Annotated in this window: 23 protein-coding genes; 11 read left to right on the top strand and 12 right to left on the bottom strand. The window is 67.9% G+C overall.

The genetic code is table 11. The annotated features are described in order from the left end of the window. Positions 1 to 135: 135 nt before the first annotated feature. Positions 136 to 1,398 (bottom strand): serine--tRNA ligase, encoded by a 1,263-nt coding sequence (gene serS / locus ACIA8C_RS41300; protein ID WP_397144658.1) that lies wholly within the window; start codon positions 1,396 to 1,398, stop codon positions 136 to 138. A gap of 92 nt (positions 1,399 to 1,490) precedes the next feature. Here serS and ACIA8C_RS41305 point away from each other — a divergent pair, with 92 nt between their 5' ends. The 6 genes from ACIA8C_RS41305 (at position 1,491) to ACIA8C_RS41330 (ending at position 7,275) form a co-directional block, all read left to right on the top strand. Further along, a complete protein-coding gene (locus tag ACIA8C_RS41305; protein WP_397144660.1) occupies positions 1,491 to 3,191 on the top strand; it encodes an aldehyde dehydrogenase family protein in 1,701 nt (566 codons plus the stop codon). A 68-nt stretch (positions 3,192 to 3,259) separates the two neighbouring features. Further along, positions 3,260 to 4,390 (top strand): septum formation family protein, encoded by a 1,131-nt coding sequence (locus ACIA8C_RS41310; RefSeq protein ID WP_397144662.1) that lies wholly within the window; start codon positions 3,260 to 3,262, stop codon positions 4,388 to 4,390. A gap of 9 nt (positions 4,391 to 4,399) precedes the next feature. Next, positions 4,400 to 4,750: a metallopeptidase family protein gene (locus tag ACIA8C_RS41315; protein ID WP_397144664.1), complete on the top strand. Its 351-nt coding sequence runs from the start codon at positions 4,400 to 4,402 to the stop codon at positions 4,748 to 4,750. Positions 4,751 to 4,909: 159 nt separating this feature from the next. Then, entirely contained in the window at positions 4,910 to 5,230 is a 321-nt protein-coding gene (locus tag ACIA8C_RS41320) for a PE domain-containing protein (protein WP_397144666.1), read from the top strand. 42 nt (positions 5,231 to 5,272) lie between these two features. Continuing rightward, a complete protein-coding gene (locus ACIA8C_RS41325) occupies positions 5,273 to 6,448 on the top strand; it encodes a PPE domain-containing protein (RefSeq protein WP_397144668.1) in 1,176 nt (391 codons plus the stop codon). After that, on the top strand, positions 6,445 to 7,275 hold the full coding sequence (locus ACIA8C_RS41330) for an ESX secretion-associated protein EspG (RefSeq protein WP_397144670.1): 831 nt from the start codon (positions 6,445 to 6,447) through the stop codon (positions 7,273 to 7,275). The genes ACIA8C_RS41325 and ACIA8C_RS41330 overlap by 4 nt, the downstream gene beginning before the upstream one ends. 20 nt (positions 7,276 to 7,295) lie before the next feature. Here the strand turns inward: ACIA8C_RS41330 and ACIA8C_RS41335 are convergent, their stop codons facing one another. The 3 genes from ACIA8C_RS41335 to ACIA8C_RS41345 form a co-directional block, all read right to left on the bottom strand. Then, entirely contained in the window at positions 7,296 to 7,757 is a 462-nt protein-coding gene (locus ACIA8C_RS41335; protein ID WP_397144672.1) for a DUF2871 domain-containing protein, read from the bottom strand. A 50-nt stretch (positions 7,758 to 7,807) separates the two neighbouring features. Further along, positions 7,808 to 8,236 (bottom strand): DUF4267 domain-containing protein, encoded by a 429-nt coding sequence (locus ACIA8C_RS41340; RefSeq protein WP_397144674.1) that lies wholly within the window; start codon positions 8,234 to 8,236, stop codon positions 7,808 to 7,810. Positions 8,237 to 8,509: 273 nt separating this feature from the next. Next, the gene (locus tag ACIA8C_RS41345) at positions 8,510 to 8,824 is read right to left on the bottom strand and encodes an antibiotic biosynthesis monooxygenase family protein (RefSeq protein WP_397144676.1); all 315 of its coding nucleotides are present in this window, start codon (positions 8,822 to 8,824) and stop codon (positions 8,510 to 8,512) included. Positions 8,825 to 8,953: 129 nt separating this feature from the next. Here ACIA8C_RS41345 and ACIA8C_RS41350 point away from each other — a divergent pair, with 129 nt between their 5' ends. After that, positions 8,954 to 9,442 (top strand): MarR family winged helix-turn-helix transcriptional regulator, encoded by a 489-nt coding sequence (locus ACIA8C_RS41350; protein WP_397144678.1) that lies wholly within the window; start codon positions 8,954 to 8,956, stop codon positions 9,440 to 9,442. Between the two features lie 77 nt (positions 9,443 to 9,519). Here ACIA8C_RS41350 and ACIA8C_RS41355 read toward each other — a convergent pair whose 3' ends face one another. From ACIA8C_RS41355 to ACIA8C_RS41365, 3 genes are all read right to left on the bottom strand, one after another. Further along, positions 9,520 to 10,200 (bottom strand): histidine phosphatase family protein, encoded by a 681-nt coding sequence (locus tag ACIA8C_RS41355; RefSeq protein ID WP_397144680.1) that lies wholly within the window; start codon positions 10,198 to 10,200, stop codon positions 9,520 to 9,522. After that, positions 10,197 to 11,111, bottom strand: a complete 915-nt coding sequence (pheA, locus tag ACIA8C_RS41360; RefSeq protein WP_397144682.1) for a prephenate dehydratase — start codon at positions 11,109 to 11,111, stop codon at positions 10,197 to 10,199. Before pheA ends, ACIA8C_RS41355 begins: the two co-directional genes overlap by 4 nt. A 261-nt stretch (positions 11,112 to 11,372) precedes the next feature. Further along, on the bottom strand, positions 11,373 to 11,789 hold the full coding sequence (locus ACIA8C_RS41365; protein WP_397144684.1) for a hypothetical protein: 417 nt from the start codon (positions 11,787 to 11,789) through the stop codon (positions 11,373 to 11,375). A gap of 158 nt (positions 11,790 to 11,947) precedes the next feature. On the opposite strand from ACIA8C_RS41365, the gene ACIA8C_RS41370 reads away from it, so the two are divergent. Beyond that, positions 11,948 to 12,715, top strand: a complete 768-nt coding sequence (locus ACIA8C_RS41370; RefSeq protein WP_397144686.1) for a DUF2470 domain-containing protein — start codon at positions 11,948 to 11,950, stop codon at positions 12,713 to 12,715. A gap of 59 nt (positions 12,716 to 12,774) precedes the next feature. Here ACIA8C_RS41370 and ACIA8C_RS41375 read toward each other — a convergent pair whose 3' ends face one another. Continuing rightward, positions 12,775 to 13,569, bottom strand: coding sequence for a CPBP family intramembrane glutamic endopeptidase (locus ACIA8C_RS41375; RefSeq protein ID WP_397144688.1), 795 nt, complete (start codon positions 13,567 to 13,569; stop codon positions 12,775 to 12,777). A gap of 498 nt (positions 13,570 to 14,067) precedes the next feature. Between ACIA8C_RS41375 and ACIA8C_RS41380 the strand changes: the two genes are divergently transcribed. From ACIA8C_RS41380 to ACIA8C_RS41390, 3 genes are all read left to right on the top strand, one after another. Further along, positions 14,068 to 15,387 carry an LCP family protein gene (locus ACIA8C_RS41380; protein WP_397144690.1) on the top strand — a complete coding sequence of 440 codons (1,320 nt, stop codon included), beginning with the start codon at positions 14,068 to 14,070 and terminating at the stop codon, positions 15,385 to 15,387. Between the two features lie 10 nt (positions 15,388 to 15,397). After that, positions 15,398 to 15,946: a ferritin gene (locus ACIA8C_RS41385; RefSeq protein ID WP_397144692.1), complete on the top strand. Its 549-nt coding sequence runs from the start codon at positions 15,398 to 15,400 to the stop codon at positions 15,944 to 15,946. A gap of 72 nt (positions 15,947 to 16,018) precedes the next feature. Beyond that, positions 16,019 to 16,567, top strand: a complete 549-nt coding sequence (locus ACIA8C_RS41390; protein WP_397144694.1) for a ferritin — start codon at positions 16,019 to 16,021, stop codon at positions 16,565 to 16,567. Between the two features lie 262 nt (positions 16,568 to 16,829). On the opposite strand, the gene ACIA8C_RS41395 is transcribed toward ACIA8C_RS41390, so the two are convergent. The 4 genes from ACIA8C_RS41395 to ACIA8C_RS41410 form a co-directional block, all read right to left on the bottom strand. After that, entirely contained in the window at positions 16,830 to 17,750 is a 921-nt protein-coding gene (locus ACIA8C_RS41395; protein WP_397144696.1) for a DUF5926 family protein, read from the bottom strand. Between the two features lie 339 nt (positions 17,751 to 18,089). Next, positions 18,090 to 18,857 carry a glycerophosphodiester phosphodiesterase gene (locus tag ACIA8C_RS41400; RefSeq protein WP_397144698.1) on the bottom strand — a complete coding sequence of 256 codons (768 nt, stop codon included), beginning with the start codon at positions 18,855 to 18,857 and terminating at the stop codon, positions 18,090 to 18,092. Then, positions 18,854 to 19,900 carry a DUF4328 domain-containing protein gene (locus tag ACIA8C_RS41405; RefSeq protein ID WP_397144700.1) on the bottom strand — a complete coding sequence of 349 codons (1,047 nt, stop codon included), beginning with the start codon at positions 19,898 to 19,900 and terminating at the stop codon, positions 18,854 to 18,856. Before ACIA8C_RS41405 ends, ACIA8C_RS41400 begins: the two co-directional genes overlap by 4 nt. A gap of 23 nt (positions 19,901 to 19,923) precedes the next feature. Further along, complete coding sequence (locus ACIA8C_RS41410; protein ID WP_397144702.1) at positions 19,924 to 20,295, bottom strand: rhodanese-like domain-containing protein; 372 nt, start codon at positions 20,293 to 20,295, stop codon at positions 19,924 to 19,926. Between the last annotated feature and the right edge of the window lie 370 nt (positions 20,296 to 20,665).

Here is a 20,665-nt window from a genome sequence, read left to right on the forward strand (position 1 = left end):
AACGCGACTTGGCCGCCGGTGCCCACATTCCACATTCGTCGGCACCGGCGCAGCCTGTACAGAGGCGAACCAGCGGCAGTTCGGACGGGCAGATGTCCGCCTATCGCCTGCTGCGTGCCGCACGCCAGGTATGCGTTACTTCGGCGGCGTCAGCACCTCGGTGCCAACGAACGGAACCAGCGCCGCAGGCACCCGCACCGAACCGTCGGCCTGCTGGTTGTTCTCCAGGATGGCCACGATCCACCGGGTGGTCGCGAGCGTGCCGTTCAAAGTGGCTGCGATTTGCGGCTTTCCGTTCTCGTCGCGGTAGCGCACGGAAAGACGACGGGCCTGGAAGGTGGTGCAGTTCGAGGTGGAGGTGAGTTCACGGTAGGTCTGCTGGGTCGGCACCCAGGCCTCGCAGTCGAACTTGCGCGCGGCCGAGCTGCCGAGATCGCCTGCGGCGACGTCGATGACCCGGTAAGGGACCTCGACGGCCGCGAGCATGTCACGCTCCCAGCCGAGCAGCCGCTGATGCTCGGCATCGGCCTGCTCGGGCGTGGTGAACACGAACATCTCGACCTTGTCGAACTGGTGCACCCGGATGATGCCCCGGGTGTCCTTGCCGTAGCTGCCCGCCTCGCGCCGGAAGCACGACGACCAGCCCGCGTACCGCTTGGGGCCGTTGCTCAGGTCGAGGATCTCGTCCGAGTGGTAACCGGCCAGCGGCACCTCCGAGGTGCCGACCAGATAGAGGTCCTCCTCGGCGAGGCGGTAGACCTCCGAGGCGTGCTGGCCGAGGAAGCCGGTGCCCGCCATGATCTCCGGGCGCACCAGCACCGGCGGGATCATCATGGTGAAACCGTTGGCCACCGCCTTTTGCGCCGCGAGCTGCAGCAGCCCGAGCTGCAGCAGGGCGCCGTAGCCGGTCATGAAGTAGAAGCGGGCGCCGGAGACCTTCGCGCCGCGTTCCATGTCGATCAGGCCGAGCGACTCAGAGAGTTCCAGGTGATCCTTCGGCTCGAAATCGAATTCCGTTGGTGTGCCCACGGTTTCGAGCACGACATAGTCGGCCTCGCCGCCGGCCGGCACGCCGTCCTGCACCACGTTCGACAGGGCGCGGTGCGCGGCGTCCATGTCGGCGACGGCGGCGTGCTGCGCGACCTCGGCCTCTTTGACCTTGACCGACATCTCCTGGGCCTGCGTGAGCAGCCCGGAGCGCTCCTCTTTACTCGCCTTACCGACCAGCTTGCCCATCGCCTTGTGCTCGGCACGCAGGTTGTCGGCGGTGGCCACCGCCGCGCGGCGCGCCGCGTCCGCCTCGAGCAGGGCATCGACGAGGGCGGGGTCTTCGCCACGGGCACGCTGCGAGGCGCGGACCGCGTCGGGGTTGTCCCGCAGGAATCGGAGGTCGATCATGGGGCCTCAGCCTAGTGGTTTGGCTATTGCGGTTTCACCCCGATATCCCTGGATGCGGCGCACTCGGCCGACGACGCGCGCATAGTTGGCTTGTGGGTACAACTTTCGACGAATCAGCGATCGACGACGCACTGGCCGAGCTGACCGCGGGCGCGAAGGTGTGGGCACAGACCCCGCTGCGCCGCCGCCGCGAACTCCTCGACGACATCCACGCCAGGACCGGACGCTTCGCCGACGACTGGGTGCGGGCCGCGCTGACCATCAAGGGCCTGGCCGCGGACTCGCCGCTGGTCGGCGAGGAGTGGATGTCCGGGCCGCTGACCCTGCTGCAGGCGACTGCGGCACTGTCCGCGACGATGGCCGCGCTGGAGGACGGGCGCAGTCCGCTCGACGGGGTCGCGGTCAAGTCGGCGCCTGGCAATCGGGTCGCGGTGCCGATCCTGCCGTTGAGCGCTTATGACCGGCTGCTGCTCAACGGTTTTCACGGCGAGGTGTGGCTGCGGCCCGGCGTCGACGCCGATACCGCGCGGCAGCGGGCCGGGCTGGCCCAGCTCGATCCGACCGCGACCGGCGGCATCGGGGCGGTGCTCGGCGCGGGCAACATCACCTCCATTCCGCCGCTGGACGCGTTGTATGAGCTGTACGCGCACAACCGGGTGGTCGTGTTGAAGCTGAACCCGATCACCGATCCGCTGTACACGGTGTTCGAGATGGTGTTCGCGCCGCTGTGCGAGCTCGGGGTGCTGCGGATTGTGACGGGTGGCGCGGCGACCGGCGGCTACCTGGTGCACCATCCCGACGTCGCGCATGTGCACATGACCGGCAGCGCGCAGACGCACGACGCGATCGTGTGGGGGCCGGGGCCGGAGGGGCTGGCACGCAAGCAGGACAACCGGCCGCTGCTGGACAAGCCGATCACCAGCGAGCTCGGCGGGGTCTCGCCGACCATCGTGGTGCCCGGTGACTGGTCCGATGCCGACCTGCGTTATCAAGCCGAGCACGTGGCGACCCAGCGGCTGCACAACGGCGGCTACAACTGCATCGCCGCGCAGGCCGTCGTGATCAGCAAGGAGTGGGCGCTCAAGGACAAGTTCCTGGCCGAGCTGCGCACCGCCCTCGTGCAGGCGCCGCAGCGGTCCGCCTACTACCCGGGTAGCGACTCGCGGGTGGCCGACGCGCTGGCCGCCTATCCCGGCGCCGACCAGGTCGGCTCGGGTCGCGTGCTGGTCGAGCAGGTGCCGTTGACCGACACGCCGCTGCTGCGCACCGAGTACTTCTCGCCTGTCCTCGGCGTGGTCGAGCTGCCCTACGCGGACGGTGAATTCCTGCAGCAGGCGGTCGATTTCGCGAACAAGGAACTCATCGGGACGCTCGGCGCGAACGTGCTCGCCCACCCGTCGACCATCCGCAAACTCGGCATCGGCTTCGATCGCGCCCTCGAACGGCTGCGCTACGGCGCGATCGCGGTGAACGCCTGGACCGGGCTCGCCTTCCTGGCCCCGCGCGCCTCCTGGGGCGCGTTCCCCGGGCACACCCTCGACGACGTGCAGAGTGGAATCGGCGTGGTGCACAACGCTTTTCTGCTCGACGACGTGGAACGCACGGTGGTGCGCGGACCGTTCCGGCCTGCGCCGCGCTCGGTGCTGCATGGTGAGCTGGCGTTGTCGCCGAAGCCGCCGTGGTTCGTCGACAACGCGACCGCGGCGGAAACCGGGCGCAAGCTCACCGAGTTCTACGCCAGCGGCAACCCGGCGCGGATTCCCGGCATCTTCGCCTCGGCATTGCGCGGTTAGCGCGGCGAAAAGGGCTGATCAGACCAGGTCGTGGCACCGTGGCGCGGAGACTGCCATGATGGATCGCGATGTCCTCCTCCGATCATGCACCCAAGCCAGAGCCATCGAGCCGGCTACCCAAGCGTGGCCTGCCGTCGCGCCCCGGCGGGGTGCGGCGTTCGTTCGACACGGTTCGGGGCTTGTTCACCGGCGATACGCCGCTGCCCGCGCCGACCCTGCGCTGGGGGTTGCTGCTGGTGGCCGCGGGTGCCGTGATCGCAGCACTGGTGACGTTGTTCGTGACCGGGTTCGACAACAACAAGGTCGAGGCGCACACCCCCGGCTCACCCGGCGAGCCGGTGGTCGACAAGGAATTCGGCACCGCGGTCAAGGGTGACTGCCTGAGCTGGTCCAAGCCGGACCACTCCGACCTGTTCAAGGTGCGCTGCGATACCAAGCACATGTTCGAGGTCGCGGCGGATGTGGACATGAGCAAATACCCGGGCAAGGAGTTCGGGCCCGGCTCCCGGTTCCCTGACTCGCTGCGGCTGACCGAGTTGAAGGAAGAGCACTGCGTGCCAGCGGTGCAGCAATACATGGGCGGGAAGTTCGATCCGCGCGGGCGCTACATCGTCGGGTTGATGTATCCGAGTCCCGACGGCTGGCAGCACGGCGATCGCACGCTGCGTTGCGGGTTGCAGTACGCGGCGAGCACCGGCACGCCGCCGTCGGTGGGCAGCGCCGCCGAACACGATCAGTCGAAGGTGTACGGGCCCGGCGTGTGCCTTGGCATCAACCAGAACCTGCCCACCGACCCGGTGGACTGCGCGCAGGTGCACGCGGTGGAGGTGGTCTCCACCATCGATCTCGGCCAGCGGTTCCAGGGTGGCCCGCCGGCCAAGGACGAGCAGGACAAATTCGTCGAGGACGAATGCGCGCGGACCTCGTCGGACTATCTCGGCGGGCCCGACGTGGTCCGCAACAAGACGCTGACGCTGTTCTTCGATTACCTGGACGCGCGCAGCTGGCTGGCCGGCAGCCGCAAGCTGGACTGCATGGTCGGCAAGGGGGCCGATCGGGAGGGCTTCGCGCCGATCACCGGTTCCGCGAAGGGCGACATCCTGATCAACGGCCAGGCGCCGCAGCCGCCGCCGAACACCGGGCGCTCGACCCCCACTCCGCTGCCCGGCGCGGCGCCGCTGCCGCCACAGCCGAGGTAATCCGCGACGATGCCGGTCTCCATGTCCGAGGACCGTTTCGAGGAGCTGGTCGGCGACGCGCTCGACCGCATTCCACCGGAGCTGGCCCGCGCTATCGATAACGTGGTCGTGCTGATCGAACCACGCAATCCGAAGGATCCACATTTACTCGGGCTTTATCACGGGATCGCGCTCACCGAACGCGACAGCCACTACGGCGGCGCGCTGCCCGACACGGTGACGATCTATCGCGAGTCCATCCTCGCCGTCTGCGCGGACGAGGCCGAAGTGGTGGAAGAGGTGGTAATCACCGTGATCCATGAGATCGCACACTATTTCGGCATTGACGAAGAGCGCCTACATCAGCTGGGATGGGGCTAGTCTTTATCCCAGCTGTATGAGTGCGGTTGCGGTTGGGGTGAGACAGGAAGAAACTTTAGGGGATTCGATGGAACCGATCGCTTCGCTGTCGCGTCCTATCACTCGAAGGGGGAATTCTCGTGGTTCCGCCCCATAGCCGCCACTAGAAGGAGTCGAGTCATGGTTGGCCACGTACTAGTACAACCCGAAGTCGTCCTCGCTGCCGCCGCCGAGCTGGATCTACTCGCCGAGCGGCTGGCTGCCGCCGCCGCGGTGACCGCGCCCGCGACGCATGTCATCCCGTCCGGTGTCGACGAGGTGTCGCTGCACGCCGCGAACCACCTCAACAAGGGGGCGATGACGCACGACCAGGCGGTCGCCCAGGGGATTCTGGAGCTGCATCACGCTGCCGCGACCTTGCGCAGCCAGCTCGTCACCCACATCGGTGAGGATGTCGCCCGCGCGGGCGTCGTCGACATCATCAGCGGAACAATCGCTTAACGCCTGCGGGCATCGCACACAGCACTAGCAAGGGGAGAAAGCATGACCGCAGGAATTACCGGGGTGTTCTGGTTGCCCCGTCTCGCAGAAGGCAACTCGATCGCGCTGAACTCGGGCGCGCACGCCATCCCGATCTCGGCCGCCGCCACCGCGTGGGGCGGGCTCACCGCCGCGTGGGTCGACGCCACCGCGACCGTCGCCCGGGTGATGGCGGAGCTCGGTGTCGGTATGCAGGGCATCAACGGCATCTCCGCGCTGTCCAAGCTCACCGGATTCATCGGCTGGGCCGAGCAGCAGGGCGTCATGGCGGCCACCATGGGCTCGAAGGCGGCGGGCAACGCCATCGCCTACACCGTGGCGTCGCTGGCCATGCCGAGCATCCCGGAGATCGCCGCGGTCGACGCGGCCCGGGTCGCCGCCGCCTCCACCGGCGGCGTGCTGAACGGCTCGTCCGAAGCGGCCGAGGCGGCCAAGGCCGCGCTCGACCTTCGTGCGGCGCTGACCATGGAGACCTACGAGGCGGCGACCACCGCGATGGTGCTGACACCGGGCGAGTTCGTCAACCCGCCCGCGATCGCGCACGGCGCGGGCACCGCGGATTCGGCGGGCCAGGCCGATCAGGCCTACCAGGCCACCAATGCCGATCCGGTGCAGACCGCGATCTCGACCGCGGCGGCACTGGCGAACAACCCCGGTGTGGTCGGCGCGGTGACGCAGGCGGCGAACGTCGCGGGCTCGGTGGCGACCACCGGCGTGTCCACCGCGGGCACCATCGGCTCGCACGCGATCGCGGCGGTCAGCAGCGCCGCGGCACCCGGCATCAGCAGTGTCGCCCCGGCCACCATGGTCGGCGGCGCGGGTCTGGCCTCCGCGGTTTCCGCTGGCACCCGGTCGGCGTCGTTCGGTTCCGGCGCGTCGGTCTCGGTCGGCAACGGTTCGATGAAGCTTCCCCAAGGCTGGGGCGCGGGCGCGATCGGTGGTGCGCCCACCGCGGCGCCGGTCGCCGAGAACGTCTCGGTCAGCCAGCCCACCGCGGCGCCGGTGCAGCGCAACAGCACGCCCGGTAGCCCGTTGCTGGGCAACCAGGTTCGCGACGAAGACGACGAGTCCGAGCACAAGAGCCAGGACTACCTGCGCTCGATCGAACACTTCAACGACGGCCGCTACGCCGCCGACGGAGTGATCGGCGCCGACACAGCCGGTACGGCCGCTAAGTGACGGTGCTCGGTGCGGGCCGCGGCCCGTCGATGCTCGCGTCGGTGGTGTTGTCGCTCGACGAGATGCAGTTTCTCCTGGAGAAGCTGGGGATCGACGAGGTGCCCGTCGTGCTGGACGCACGCGGGCAATACGACAACGTGACCGATCACGATGCCGCGATGGCCGTGGCCGCCCAGTCGCTCATCGATCGGGAACTCATGATCGGTGACGTGATCCATCAGGAACTCGAGGACCGGCTGCTCGCGCTGTATCGCCCGCACTGGGTGGTCGCGCTGCGGCTGTTCGTGGACGGTCAAGCGAGTCGCATGTGTCTCGCGAAGGGCGACGACGTTGTCACCGTCGCCCTGCGCGGGCCGCAGTCCTACGTGATCGACGAGGCCCAGGACGACCTGCCCGGCCCGGTGATCGCGGCCCTCGGCCCGGCCGACCCGCTCGACCTCACCGGCATGCGGGCACCGACCGAACAGCTGGTCCCGATCTTCGACGACACCGGTGACGCGGCAGCGACCGCCACCCGACTGGCGAAGGTCGGCACCCCGCCGGCCGACGCGAAATCCCTCGCCTCGGCCATGGTGCAGATCCACTCGCACGCCGAGATCGTCGCCGTGGTGTACGGCGACGGCACCCGCGACGTCACCGACAACCACATCGCGGTCTTCAACACCCGCGGCGGACGCTTCATCGCGACCGCCAGCAAGTCCGACGACGGCGTGAAGTGGACCTCGCTCGCCACCGGGACACCGGCACGGTTGCGAACTGCGTTGCAGGACTTGATCAGTGAGCTGCCCGAGCGGGCGGAGTTTCCGCGCAAGCCTGAGCAGGTCTAGAACCTCAGTTCCTCGGCCGGTCAGGAAAAGGACGGCCGGGCCGAGGAACTGACTGCGCTGCTGCCGGGCGGCGCCTCGCGGCGGGCTGTGATGGCCTGATGCACGGTGACGAAGAACAGCACGAATCCGATCGTCAGCAGGATGTGACCGCCGCCGGCCAGGTGCGACAGCGGCTTGTATTCGCCGTACCCGAGGACGGTCCGGGCACCGATGATGGTCATGCACGACACCACCCAGCACACACCGGTGTTGTAGACGACGAAGAACCAGCGATAGGCGCGGGTGCTCGACAGGGCGAGTTGGTGTTCGAGCACCAGAACGATCAGGAAGAACAGTGTTCCCAACGCCAGCAGGTGAGTGTGGATTACGGCGAGTTCGGTCTTGCCGGTGAACTGGTGGGCCTTGGTGAGTTCGCGGTAGAACAGGCCCGACGGCAGGCCCAGTGCGGTATAGGCGACGGCGGTCCAGTAGAGCTGTTTCATCGAGTCCTCGTTCGTGAAATGTGTTGCGGCCGTAGGGAGGCGTGCAGACCTCAGGCGAGCTGCGCGGCGAGCGCTGGGGCAGCGGCCTTGCGGGCCTTACTGGTCTCGCGGAGGAGCAGCAGGCCCGTGACCGCGATCAGCGCGGAGGTCAGGCCGTGGACGCCGAACGAGGTGGCCGTGGAGCCGTGGTGGCCAAGGACGTTGACCATGTCGCCGAGCGGGGCGGCGGCCGTCATCAGCAGGACCCAACCCAGGGCGCGGCGCTGGCCGGTCACCAGCAGGATGCCCGTGCCAAGGCCCATCGCGAGTTCGCGGCAGCCTTTCACGATGAGGAAGCCGCCGCCGTCGCCACCGGGCCAGTCCGGCAGGCCGAAGCCCTGAGCCGCCGTCTCGGGGGTCAGGATGAAGGACAACGCGAGGTAGCAGGTGAACCCGACGACGGCGGTGGCCAGGACGGTGTTGAGGTTCTTGCGCGACATGGTTCTTCCTTGATGTGCAGACGGATTGGGGAGGGTTCGGACTCGGACACGGCAGATGTAGCGGAGGCGGCCGATGACGTGCCGGATGACGCGGAGCTGAGTGGGATTCGCTGACGGCGATGGGACTCGGCACCCGATCGGTTCGAACGGCGGTGGGGTCCTGGTGAACTGTTGCCCGGCAAGGAATCTCGCTGCGCCGGGTATCTTCCCGGCCGACTGTTTGTCTCCTACGCGTCGGCCGGGGTGCTGAGATTTCGGATTATCGATCGGTGGTCACTCGGACAGCACGTCACCGGGTGCTACGTCGAGGGCCAGGCGGTAGATCATCGGTCGTGCGGTGAGCTCGAGCTCGTCCTGGATCCGCTGATTCAGCTGGCTCCATTGTGGAGTGCCGAGGGCACTGCGCAGGGCAGTGCCGCTGTCCCAGTCACCGACGTTGACGAAGACCGCCTCGGCAGCCTCAGCGGCCGCCTCGAACATCCTGGAGCGGCGGAAGCCGGGCGCGGACGCCATGTACTGGGCATTATCCCGCCAGCGTTTCAGGAATAGGTCGCGTTGAGCCGCAGGTACGGACATTGTGTTGATCACTGTGACCGGGGCGTCTATGTCAGGGACGGCGGGGTTGCCGGAGGCTGTTATATTGTCACCGTAAGTGACAATCCCATTAGCTGTCAATCATGTTATATGGCAATCATGTTGAGTTGCTAATGTGAGGTCATGGTGAACCGGCCGCTGGACTCGCGTGGGGTATTCCTGTTGTCGCAGATCGGTCATCACGTGGCACACCGGTTCACCGAGCAGCTGGCGCGGTTGGACCTTGATCCGGCCCACTTCGCGGTCCTTGGCCACCTGACCGCCACCGATGGGCGCAGTCAGCAAGAACTCGCGGATCTGCTGCGGGTCCACCGCAATGCGATGGTCGGACTGGTCGACGAGCTACAGGCGCGCACACTGGTCACCCGGCGCCCGCATCCGGACGACCGTCGCGCACACGCGGTCCACCTCACCGATCACGCGCGCGAAGTGCTCGAGGCGGTCCAATCCGAGGCCGACGCGCTGGAATCGGAAATTCTCGCACCCCTGGACGAGACCGAGCGAACCCTGCTGCTCCCGCTTCTCCGTCGCATCGCCGCACACGCGGACCTCCCCGCCGGAATACACCCCGGCCTGCAACGACGGCGCCGCGCCCGCCGCGAACCACGGTGAACTCAGCCAGCCGAGCGATTCCCGGTCGACGGCGAATTCGTGGGCGGGGGAAAGGGATTCGTGGGCGGGAGGTGCTGCTAGCCCATCGGGTCGTCGGAGGTGGGGGCGACGTCGTAGCCGAAGGGCGGGGTGAAGCGGCCCCAGCGGGTGCAGTCCCAGGTGCCGTCGGGGAGGGGGACCAGTTCGATGGTTTCGGTGTTGTCGAGGTGGTTGTTCGTGGTGAAGGGGGGCAGCACGTCGGCTAGGTAGCGGGAGACCAGGCGCATGGCGGCGCCGTGGTTGACCAGCAGTACGTCGCCGGTCGAGTCGGGGGTCAGATACTTTTCCCGGAGGTCCTCGATGATCGGCAGGAAGCGGGCGAGGACGTCGCGGCCGGATTCACCGCCGGGGACACGCTGATCCAGGTCGCCGTTGTGCCAGGCTCGGTAGATCCGCTGGAAGAAGAGGTGTGCCTCTTGGCTGTGCTTGCCCTCGAGGTCGCCGGCCTGCACCTCTTGCACGTTGTCCAGCACGACGGCGGGCACGCCGGTCGCCGCTTCGATATAGCCTGCGGTCTGGCGGGCGCGTTGGGCCGCCGAGCAGAACAGGACCTGCGGCGGGTTGATCAGGTTCTCGCCGAAAAGCTTGGCTTGTGCCGCACCGCGTTCGGTGAGCGGTAAACCGGGAACCTTGGTGTCGAGGAGCTTTGCGACGTTGCCCTCGGTCTCTCCGTGCCGGACCAGCACCAACTTGCCCGGGCCGATCTTTGCTTCGGTCACAGATCCGCCACCCCCTTTCGTAGCTGGGTCAGCCATTCGGCGGCCGCGTCGTCCGACGGCGGTGGCGTGCCGGTGGCCGACGTCGCGGCCCAGGAACCGAGGAACCGGATCCGGGCGGTGCGATGTAGAGCCTTGAGCGCCTCGGCCACCGCGGTGTCATCGATGTGCCCGACGCAGTCGAGATAAAAGCGATAGGTGCCCATGCCCGTGCGGGTGGGGCGGGATTCGATCCTGGTCAAATCGATACCGCGGGTAGCGAATTCGGCGAACGCGCGCATCAGCGAACCCGGCTCGTTCAGCAACTCGAGCACGATCGACGTCCGATCCGCGCCGGTCGCGGGCGGTGCCACGCACGGACGGGTGACCAGCACGAAACGGGTGATCGCCTGCTCGTGGTCGGCCACGCCGGAGGCCAGCACCGCCAACCCGAGCCGCGCACCGGCCAGCGCGGTGGACACCGCGGCATCCGCCTTGCCCGCCACCACGTCTTCGGCCGCCGCGGCATTCGACGCCGACACGTACGGCTGGGCCTGCGGCAACTCCCGCGACACCCACTCGCGCACCTGCGCGGCAGCCACCGGATAGGCGGCCAGCGTGCGCACCTCGGACAGGCTGGTGCCGGGGTGACCGAGGATCGTGAAGGTCACCTCGAGTTCGGTCTCCGCGACGATCTGCAGCCGCGGGCCGATGGCCAGGGAGTCGAGTGTCGCGGAGATCGAGCCCTCGACCGAGCTCTCGATCGGCACCACCGCCCCCGCCACGTCACCGGACCGGATCAGCTCGAGCGCGGCCCCCTGACTGGGCGCGGCTACCCGCTCGACGACCCCTTCGAAGGCCCCCGAGGATTCGAGTTCGGCGAGGGCCATCTCGGTGAAAGTTCCGGAGGGCCCGAAGTACGCGATACGCGGCACGGTTACGACCTTACTTGCGTCCGCGACCGGCGCCCCCCGGTATTAACCGCCGCCCCATCCCACCAGGGTTTTCAGCCGCCGAGGATGGCGCGGGGCCGACGCTCAACGGCCATCGACGACATCCCGGGTTATCTCACCGCAGCCGCGGGTCCGCGGCCCAGGAGCCGAACCAGCACACGCCCGACGCGCGAGAAGGCCCTGCTGATCACTAGTCCTTATGGGAGCCGAGTTGCGGCCGGTCCAGGGTGCGCACTCGTGGAGTCAGGGGCGGGCGAGAGGGTGGAGGGCTTGGATTACTTCTTCGATGGCTTCGGTCTCGATGGCGAGGAGGACTGTTCGGAGGGCTTCTACCGCAGGAGGTTTCAGGGCGTTGAGGAACGCGATGTCCGGGGTGGACAGGGCGGCGGGGATGTCTTCGCCGCAGAGCGCGGCGGCGGTGGCAGCGACGATGGCCATAGCGCGCTCGCCCGAGCAGGTGCGGGCGATGAAGCCGGTGTCGGTGTGGACGATGGTGGCCAGGAAGTCGGCGATGTCCGGGTCGGGGGCGTCCGCGTCGAGGATCGGGGCGGTGTTGCCGGGTTGGGGAGCGCGCACCAGGCCTTCGACGACGCTGCGCCGGGCGGGTGTCGTCAGCGTGATTAGTACTGGTTCTCCGGTTGTTTCGTCTCCGTGCGCCACCGACCCACCGTAACAACCGGGTCCGTGCCCGATGCCGCGCGCGAATTCTCAGGATCAGGATGGGGCGAACGGTTGCGAATGTTCCGCTCGTCACTTAGCTTAGGGTAACCTAATTGAGCGCCGAGCGAGGCGAACAACGCCCGACCACGGAGGTTTGCATGCCGCGTCCGACAACGACTGCCACACCGTCCACCGCAGAGCGGGTGCGTAGTGCGTGCGCGCATGCGGAGCAGGCGGTACTAGCCATGCCAGGCATCGACCCGACGCCTGTCTCCGTGCATCACGTGCGCGAGTGCGGCGACGCGGTAATCGCGGTGCCGACCACCTCGGTGGCGGCGATCGTCGCCGGGAACTCCCCCGACGCGGGCGCACCCGCGGTGCTGGAACTCACCGACCACGCTCCGCTGCCGCTGCGCGAACCTGTCCGCGCGCTGGTGTGGCTGCGCGGGTGGGTGCGCGCGGTGCCCGCGCAGGCCCAGCGCGCGCTGGCCGGAGAGGTCGCCAAGGACAACCCGGATCCCGGCCTGCTCGACGTGGGACACAGCGCGACCCTGCTGCGATTGGTGATCAACTCCGCGGTGGTGGCCGACTCGACCGGCGCCGAATCGGTAAGCATCGACGAGCTGCGCCTCGCCCAGCCGGATCCGTTCTGCACCTTGGAATCCGCCTGGCTGCAGCACATGGACGCCGACCACGCGGACGTCGTCGCGCAACTCGCTCGCCACCTACCGCCCCAGCTCCAGCACGGCATCGTGCACCCGCTCGCCATCGACCGCTACGGCCTGACCCTGCGCATCGAGGGCCGCGACGGCGACCACGACTTCCGTCTCCCGTTCAACTCCCCCGCCGACGACATCGAATCGCTCAGCCGCGCGGTCCGCACCTTGGCAGGTTGCCCGTTCCTCAACGGCCTACGCCGCATCTGACCGCAGGCCGTTTCAGCTGGCCCCGCGTGCGAAGCCACCTGCGCGACTGGGCAATTCGACTACGGCAACCACGAAACATGGCCGTGCAGGACCGTATAGCCGAGATAGGCGACCGTATCGATGGCGGCATGGGCAAGGATCAACGGCCACAGTTTGTTGGTCCGCTGCCAGTAGCGCCCGAAGATCAAGCCCATCACCAGGTTTCCGATACCGCCGCCGAGACCCTGGTACAGGTGGTAACTGCCGCGCAGCAGGGCCGAGGCGACCAGCGCCGAGTTCTCCGACCAGCCGAGCTTGCGCAGGCGGCTGATCAGGTAGGCGACCACGATGATCTCCTCGGCGAACGCGTTGGCGCAGGCAGACAGGATCAACGCGGGCAGCCGCCACCAGTGGTCGCCGAGCGAGGCGGGCACGATCGTCACGCTCATCCCCAAGGCATGCGCGGTCAGATAGAGGCCGAGGCCGGGCACTCCGATGATGGCCGCGAGCACCAGCCCGGGCACGACATCCGCGCGCCAGCGCAGCCGAGCCGCGAACCCGACCAGATGCGGCCCGATTCCGCTGCGCCACAACAGATACAGGCCGAGTGCCGCCCAGCCGACCAGCCGTGTGACGCTCAGCAGCTGGAACAGCAGATCGATCGTTGATTGCGCGGACCGCGAGGGATTCAGTGCGACGGTTTGCCCGCCAACGCCACCCGGCGCGAGCGCGCTCTCCACCAGCGACAGCGCCGCGTTGAGCCCGCTCAACCCGAAGGTGACCACCAGCACGACCGCGATCTCGAGCTTGATCCCGAGCCGCTCCCGCTCTGTCACCTCGGACTCGCCGCTCTGGGCCCCGGACTCACCACGCATGGGCTCGAATCTATTGCCCCGGCGCGACCAGCGACGCGCACCGCACCGATCAAGTCCCCCGTGCCGCACTTCCAAAGGGCTTGAACGTCTCGCTCCGAACAGCCTGACCACCGCACTCTCAGCACCCTGATCGCCGCACCGGGACAGCCCGACCGCCGCACTTCTGATAGCCCGACTGCTCTACCCGATAGCCCGACTGCCGTACCCGCACGACCAAGCCCTCGTCCGCGCGGCGTGGTGTCGACAAACACATCGATCCATCGCCATCACCCCTCACCTGCATCGATACAGCCGCGCGAAGCTCGTGATCCAATAGTTCTCCGCATTGCGATAACAGCGGGACGGCGCAGGCGAATTCATAGAGAGTGCGCGGACGGACGGGCACCGAGACCGGCGCGACGTACCAAGGGCAGTTGAGTACAACAAGCGCCGGAATCGGCGCGAGATCATCCGTCGCACGACCACCCCGAACGACGACTGATAAGTAGAGTCACAGTGATGAATGGCGACGACCCCCAGTACCGCGCGCGAATGCGCCGGGTGCCGCCGCCCGGCCCGCCGCCGATGCAGCGTCCCGGGCCGCACCGCGCTGGGCCACCCGGTGACCCGCAGTCGCCGTACATCGAGCCGACCCAGGTGCTGCATCGCGGCGGCCCGCAGCAGCCGCTGGCGTATTCGCAGGTCCCGCCGGAAAACGTCGCGTCACGCCGGCCACCGCTGGACAAGCCGCGCCAGGCGCCGACGCACGCGCCCACGCAGCAACCGGTGCCCTACCGCGAGGGACCGCCGCCGCAGCGGCCGTACCGGGGCAACCCGCCGCCACCGCCGCCCGGCCCCCCGCGCGGCGAGCGTCAGCCTCGTCCGCCGCGCCCGCGCCGCAAGCGCCACTACTTCCGCTGGTTCCTGGTTCTGCTGCTGGTACTGATCGTGGCCGCGGTCGGCGCCGTGGTGAAACTCGATGGCTCGCTGACCCGTATCCCCGCGCTGGCCGGCTATGCCGGCCGTATCGGCGATACGCCGGGCACCAACTGGCTGCTCGTCGGTTCGGACGGCCGCGCGGGCCTCACGCCCGAGCAGGAGCAGGAGCTCGCCACCGGCGGCGAGGTCGGCCCGGAACGCACCGACACGATCATGCTGGTGCACATCCCGCAGTCGGGCAAGACCACGCTGGTCAGCCTGCCGCGCGACTCCTACGTCAGCATTCCGGGCAACGGTAAGGACAAGCTCAACGCCGCCTTCGCGATCGGCGGGCCGCAACTGCTTGTGCAGACCGTCGAGATCGCGACCGGCGTGCATATCGATCACTACGCGCAGATCGGCTTCAGCGGTTTCGCCGGTGTCGTCGACTCGCTCGGCGGCATCGATGTCTGCCTGCCGAAGGCCATCGACGACCCGCTGGCCGGGATCAACCTGCCCGCGGGCTGCCAGAAGCTGAACGGCCCGGAGGCGCTCGGCTTCGTGCGCAGCCGCGCGACCGCGCTCGCCGATCTGGACCGGATCAATAACCAGCGCATCTTCATGGCGGCGCTGGTGAAGAAGGCGACCAGCGGTGCGACCCTGGCCAATCCGTTCAAGCTGTGGCCGATGGCGACCGGCATGGTGAAATCGCTGAAGGTAGCCGACGGCGACCACATCTGGAATCTTGCGCAGCTCGGCTGGGCGATGCGCGGCGACACGATACCGACGACGGTGCCGGTCGGCGGCTTCGAAGATACCGACAGCGGCAATGTGCTGCTGTGGGACAAGAACAAGGCGGGCCAGTTCTTCGACGCGATTGCCTCGGACAGACCGATTCCGGACGACCTGCTGACGCGGTAGCGTCGTTTACATGACGAATACCGAGCTCGATCAGTCGTTCCCCGCTTTGCTCAGTGCGCAGATTCGTCACGGTTTCACGGCCGCGCAGCAGTACCTCGCGGCCGCCGTGTACTTGGACTCGAATCGGTTGCCGCAGTTGGCGAAACACTGCTACGCCAAGTCCGGCGAGCAACGCGCGCACGCGCTGCGGATGGTCCAGTACCTGCTCGACCGCGATCTGGAGATCCACATCGGCGGGCTGGACGAGATCCGGTCCACCTTCGAATCACCCCGTGCCGCAATAGCTTTCCTGCTGGAGACGGAACAGACAAGGAGCGCGCAGATCACCGGGCTCGCGCGCGCGGCCCGCGGCTCGGGTGATTATCTCGGCGAGCGCTTCATCCAGTGGTTCCTGAAGGAACAGGTCGAAGACGTCGCGAAGATGACCACCCTGCTGACCGTGATCGACCGTTCCACGAACGATCTATTCGACGTCGAGGACTTCATCGCCCGCGAACTCCGCGCCCCGCAGCGGGTCGATAACGCAACCCCGAGAATGGCTGGGGCAGCGAAGAATTAATTAGGCAATACTAGCCTCAATAAGGTAGCACTTGGATGACAAGCGTCTTGACCAGCGCTAATGTCGCATACTATGTCCAGCCATCCGGAGTCCCCACGCAGCAAATTCCACGGCCTGCTCCACGATCAGATCAGGCACGAATTCAACGCCGAGCATCAATACATCGCAATCGCGGTGTGGTTCGACAATGCTGACCTGCCGCAGTTGGCCAAGCGTTTCTATGCGCAAGCGGTCGAAGAACGCAATCACGCGATGATGATCGTGCAGTACTTCCTCGACCGGGATATCACTGTCGAGCTGTCCGGCATCGACGCCGCGAAGTCCAAGTTCGAGAATGTGCACGAGCCGATCGCGCTGGCCCTCGCGCAGGAGAAGACGGTCACCGACCAGATCATCCAGCTGGCGAGCACCGCCCGTGAAGAGGGCGACTACCTGGGCGAGCAGTTCATGCAGTGGTTCCTGAAGGAGCAGGTCGAGGAGGTCGCCAACATGACCACCCTGCTCACCATCGCCGAGCGCGCCGGGTCCAACCTGTTCGACCTGGAAGAGTTCATCGCCAGGGAAATGGGTGGCGCCAGCGACGCGTCCGGTGCCCCTTCAGCGGCGGGCGGATCTATCTGATCCACGGTTGTCGCTCGAACGCGAAAAGGCCCAGCTCTGCATGAAGAGCTGGGCCTTTTGCCGTTTCGGCGGACGGCCTACTTGGCACTCATGGTGCTGAGCAGGGTCCGGAGCGCGGTGATCAGTTCGTCCATGGAGTCTTTTCCTCTTTCAATCATCAGGTCGGTGGGTCCACCAGCGTCCGATAGTAGCGGAGAACCTAACCGCGACAATATTAGAAAGGGGGATTCTTCACAAAATTCCGCACGTCATTGACCGAGAGTCAGCGCAGGGTTACCTGACGCGACCGCAGGCCGTCCCTGGACCGGCGCTCGCCGGCCGTCAACGGCTCGTCCGAGGCAAGTACCTCGGCCAGTCTGGCATCGAATTCCTGTGCGGGCTTTGCCCATTCGCTGGGGTGCTGCTCGGGATCCAGATCGAAAACCGGGACAAGCACACCATGCGTGCGGAACGAGCCCGCGAACCGGGAACCCTCGCCGAGGTGCAGACCACCCGCGGCGTGCAGGCGGGCCAGCGCCAGCATCAGGTCGTCCTCGTTCTCCGGGCGGACCCAGCGGATGTGCGCCTTGTCGCCCGCGTCCACCCACCAGGCCGCGCCGGTCGCGTCCGGGCCGAGCGCGATCCGCGCCGACGGCTTGATCGCCTGCTTGGCCTGTTCGATGGTCGCGGCGACCTGCGGGTCGGGCTGCACACCTTCCGGCACCCACCAGTCGAAGTCCTGATGCACCGTGAGATCCAGGTCCGCACCGGGATCGATCACGTCGGTCAGCCTCGGGCCGCCGGCGATGCTCTCCACCGAGGCCAGCGAGTCGCCGGGCTCGGCGGACTGGGTCCACAGGATCGCGGCGGCCAGATCGGCACCGAGGTCGGCGCCCTGGAACTGCACCTGCGCGCCGACATAGCCGCTCGGCTGATCGCCTGCCCGGACCAGCGCGGCCACCGCGCCCGGTAGCACGGTGCCGAGCACCACCGCGCGCTCGGCCGCGACACCGGGCGCCAGCTTCAGCTCGGCGGTCGCCGACGGCACGAACTCGCACAGCGCGACCAGATCGCACTCCGCGGCCAGTCCCTCGAAGGGACGCGTGACGGACTGGGTCGCCTGCTCCAGCGCCACCTTCCGCTCGGCGAGACGCTGTGCCCGGTTCCCTCCGGGCTTAGGACTATTCCGCTTGCTCTTACCCACGGGGGGTCAACCTACATGGTGTGCGCGCCGCCACCCCGCGCGCCACGGCAGCGAGCCCGGTCGGCGGCGGGGTCAGGACGGAACAGGAACCGGCGTCCGGCCAACTGCGCAGCCGCACAACCTGGTTCGCCGACACTCCCGGGCCGATGCGAGCTGGTCACCGGACCGACTCTGTCAAGCCACCTTTCGCCCGCCCTGCGTGTTGAGCGAGCGGGGCTAGCGCGCTTCCTCTCCCCATGGATTCGCGCCAGCGCGGACGGCCGAGCCCATCGCACGCCGAGCAGCGCCGACCGGCGGTACTGGTCGATACGATCCAGAAGTGAGCGGCGCAAGCCTGTTTCAGGCGGCGTCGAGCAAGGCCTTGGTACGCCCGGGATGATTGGTGGCCACCCAGCTGACGCCGAGATCGGCGCACAGCCGCACATCGTCGGGGTCGTCCACGGTCCAGCAGTAGGTGGCACGTCCCGCCGCCGCGGCTTTGTCGACCAGTTCAGGATGGTCGCGCAGCGTCTTCACGGACGGGCCGACAGCGGTGGCCCCGACCGTGGTCGCGGCACCACCACCGAGATAGCGCGACGATTCACCGAGCAGCACGGTCGGCAGCAGCGGTGCGGCGCGCCGGATCCGCCAGACCGCGGTGGCCGCGAAGGACATCACCACAGCACGCGAGTGATCCGCGGACGCGGGCGTGGCGATGCCGAACCGCTGCAACTCGGCGAGCAGCTTGTTCTCCACCAGCGCGCCATAACGGACCGGGTGCTTGGTCTCGATGAACAGTTTGGTCGGCCTGCTGCGCCAGTCGAGCACCAGCGTGATCAGCTCGCTGAGGGTGAGTACCTCCGCCCCTTCGCCGTCCGCGCCGAAGTCGAGCTCCTTCAGTTCATCCAGGGTCATCTCGCTGACCAGCCCGGTGCCCGAGGAGGTCCGATCGACGGTGCGATCGTGCACGCACACCAGGTGCCCGTCCCTGGTCAGCCGGACGTCGCATTCCACGCCGTCCGCGCCTTCCTGGAGCGCCAATTCGTATGCGGCGAGCGTGTGTTCGGGGCGCGCCGCCGAAGCACCTCGGTGCGCCACCACGAACGGTGCGCGACTGACCTCGCTCACTTGGCCAAAACCTCCTCGTGCTCACGGTCCACTGCACCGTTGTCTTCAGCTGTGTCCTGCGGCGACTCCTCGGCCGCGCGCCGCGCCCGGCCACCGGGATGCACCGGCTCGATCACCGGCACGGCCGGGTCGACGGCGATCAACCAGCGCCGCGCGGTCCGGCTGCGGCCGCGCACGTCGCGCTCCTGCACCGCCCGCATCATCGCGAGGGTGAGCAGCGCGACCGCGGCGGCGACCAGGTCGGTGAACGCGGTGAACAGCACGCCGTCCGCCTTGACCTGCAACGAATCCGCGGTCCGCCACACCAGCGCGGCCACCGCGACCAGGCCGCCGAATACCCAGGCGGCCCACCAGATCCGGATCGCCCGCAACGCCCGCGGATCGGCGCGCCCGGCGACGATCTCGGTCAGGAACACGCCGGGCCACAGCAGATTGACCACCGGGATCACGCAGCCGAGCACCAGTGCCCGCACCGATCGCGGGTCGGCCCGGCCGGTTTCCTGGAAGGCGAGCCTGCGCGCGTCGATCAACCAGCCGACCACGGCCACCGCGGCCAGCAATGCGAACAGCAACGCGAGCAGCGCCGCGGCGAGGACGAGCACGTCGGAACAGACCAGCACCGCCGGATGGATCAGCCGCGTCCGATTGCGCAGCAGCAGTAGATAGCGCAGCAGCTCGGCGACGGCCGCGACCGCGAACGTCGCAGCGGTGGCGATCAGCAGCGAAGACGCCCACTTGGTCAGCCGAGTGAGCGGCGCGGGTGCCGCGGCGGCGGGTCGGGGCGGCGGGTCGAGCAGGCCCCATCGCGGAATCTGGGTGTAGCGCGGCGTTTCCCGGCTCGGCGGGCGGCCGGTGGCCGGATGTCGGCGGCCGCGCTGGTCGGGCCTGCGCGCCACCCAGCGATAGTTGCGCCGCTCGGCGGGCGCGTCGATGGGTGCGGGGGACAGCAGCACGCCGCGGCAGCGCGGGCACCAGTGCATCGGGCTCGACTGCACGGCCCAGCGCGCGCCACACCGCGCACAAGGTTGTACGACCGTGCTCACCGTGCCTCCTGTGTCTTGCCGGACTAGTAGATCTTCGCCTGCTGGTCGCCGTCCGCGACCAGCGGGCGCCCCGCCTGTTGCCAGGCAACCATGCCACCGTTCACCTGGATGGCGTCGAAGCCGATGTGCGTGAGGTATTCGACCACCTGGAGGGAACGACCGCCTTGCCTGCAGACGACGTAGAGATCGACGTCGTAGTCCAGCTCGTCGACCCGGGCGGGCACGTCGACCATCGGGATGTGCACGGCCCCCGGCGCGTGCCCGAGCTGCCACTCGTCGTCTTCGCGCACATCGAGCAGGATCGCCTGTGCGCCGTCGGCCGTGCTCGGCCTGCTGCTGTCGAATTCGCTCGGTACCGCGTCCACCGGGACCGAAGGAACATGGGGACTCGTCACGGTTTCGATCCTGCCATGGGTGGGCGAGTGCCGTGGAGTTCCGGGCCCGCGCCCCGGCCGTCGGCGACTCGACATCGAGCCGGTACTTCAGGTATGTTCTGCGTCCCGGAAGCCTGATCGACGCCCTGATCGTGGCGCGCATGTGCATACCTCCGACAGAGTTATCCACATAATCCACAACTTCATCCACAGGCTGCAGCTATCAGACAGCGCACCAGTTTCAGGGTTTGGCTATCAAAGTTACCTACCGGCTAACCGCTTTGCCGCCCCACGCACCCCGATCCGGGCCGTTCACGGGCCGACAGCAGACTCGCGGGCGTGCGCATGCGGCGCGAACGACCGATCCGGAACTCCCCTCCATGATCCAGTC

Origin of the sequence: Nocardia sp. NPDC051321, assembly GCF_044455225.1 — a bacterium.
In the GTDB taxonomy this organism is placed as follows: domain Bacteria; phylum Actinomycetota; class Actinomycetes; order Mycobacteriales; family Mycobacteriaceae; genus Nocardia.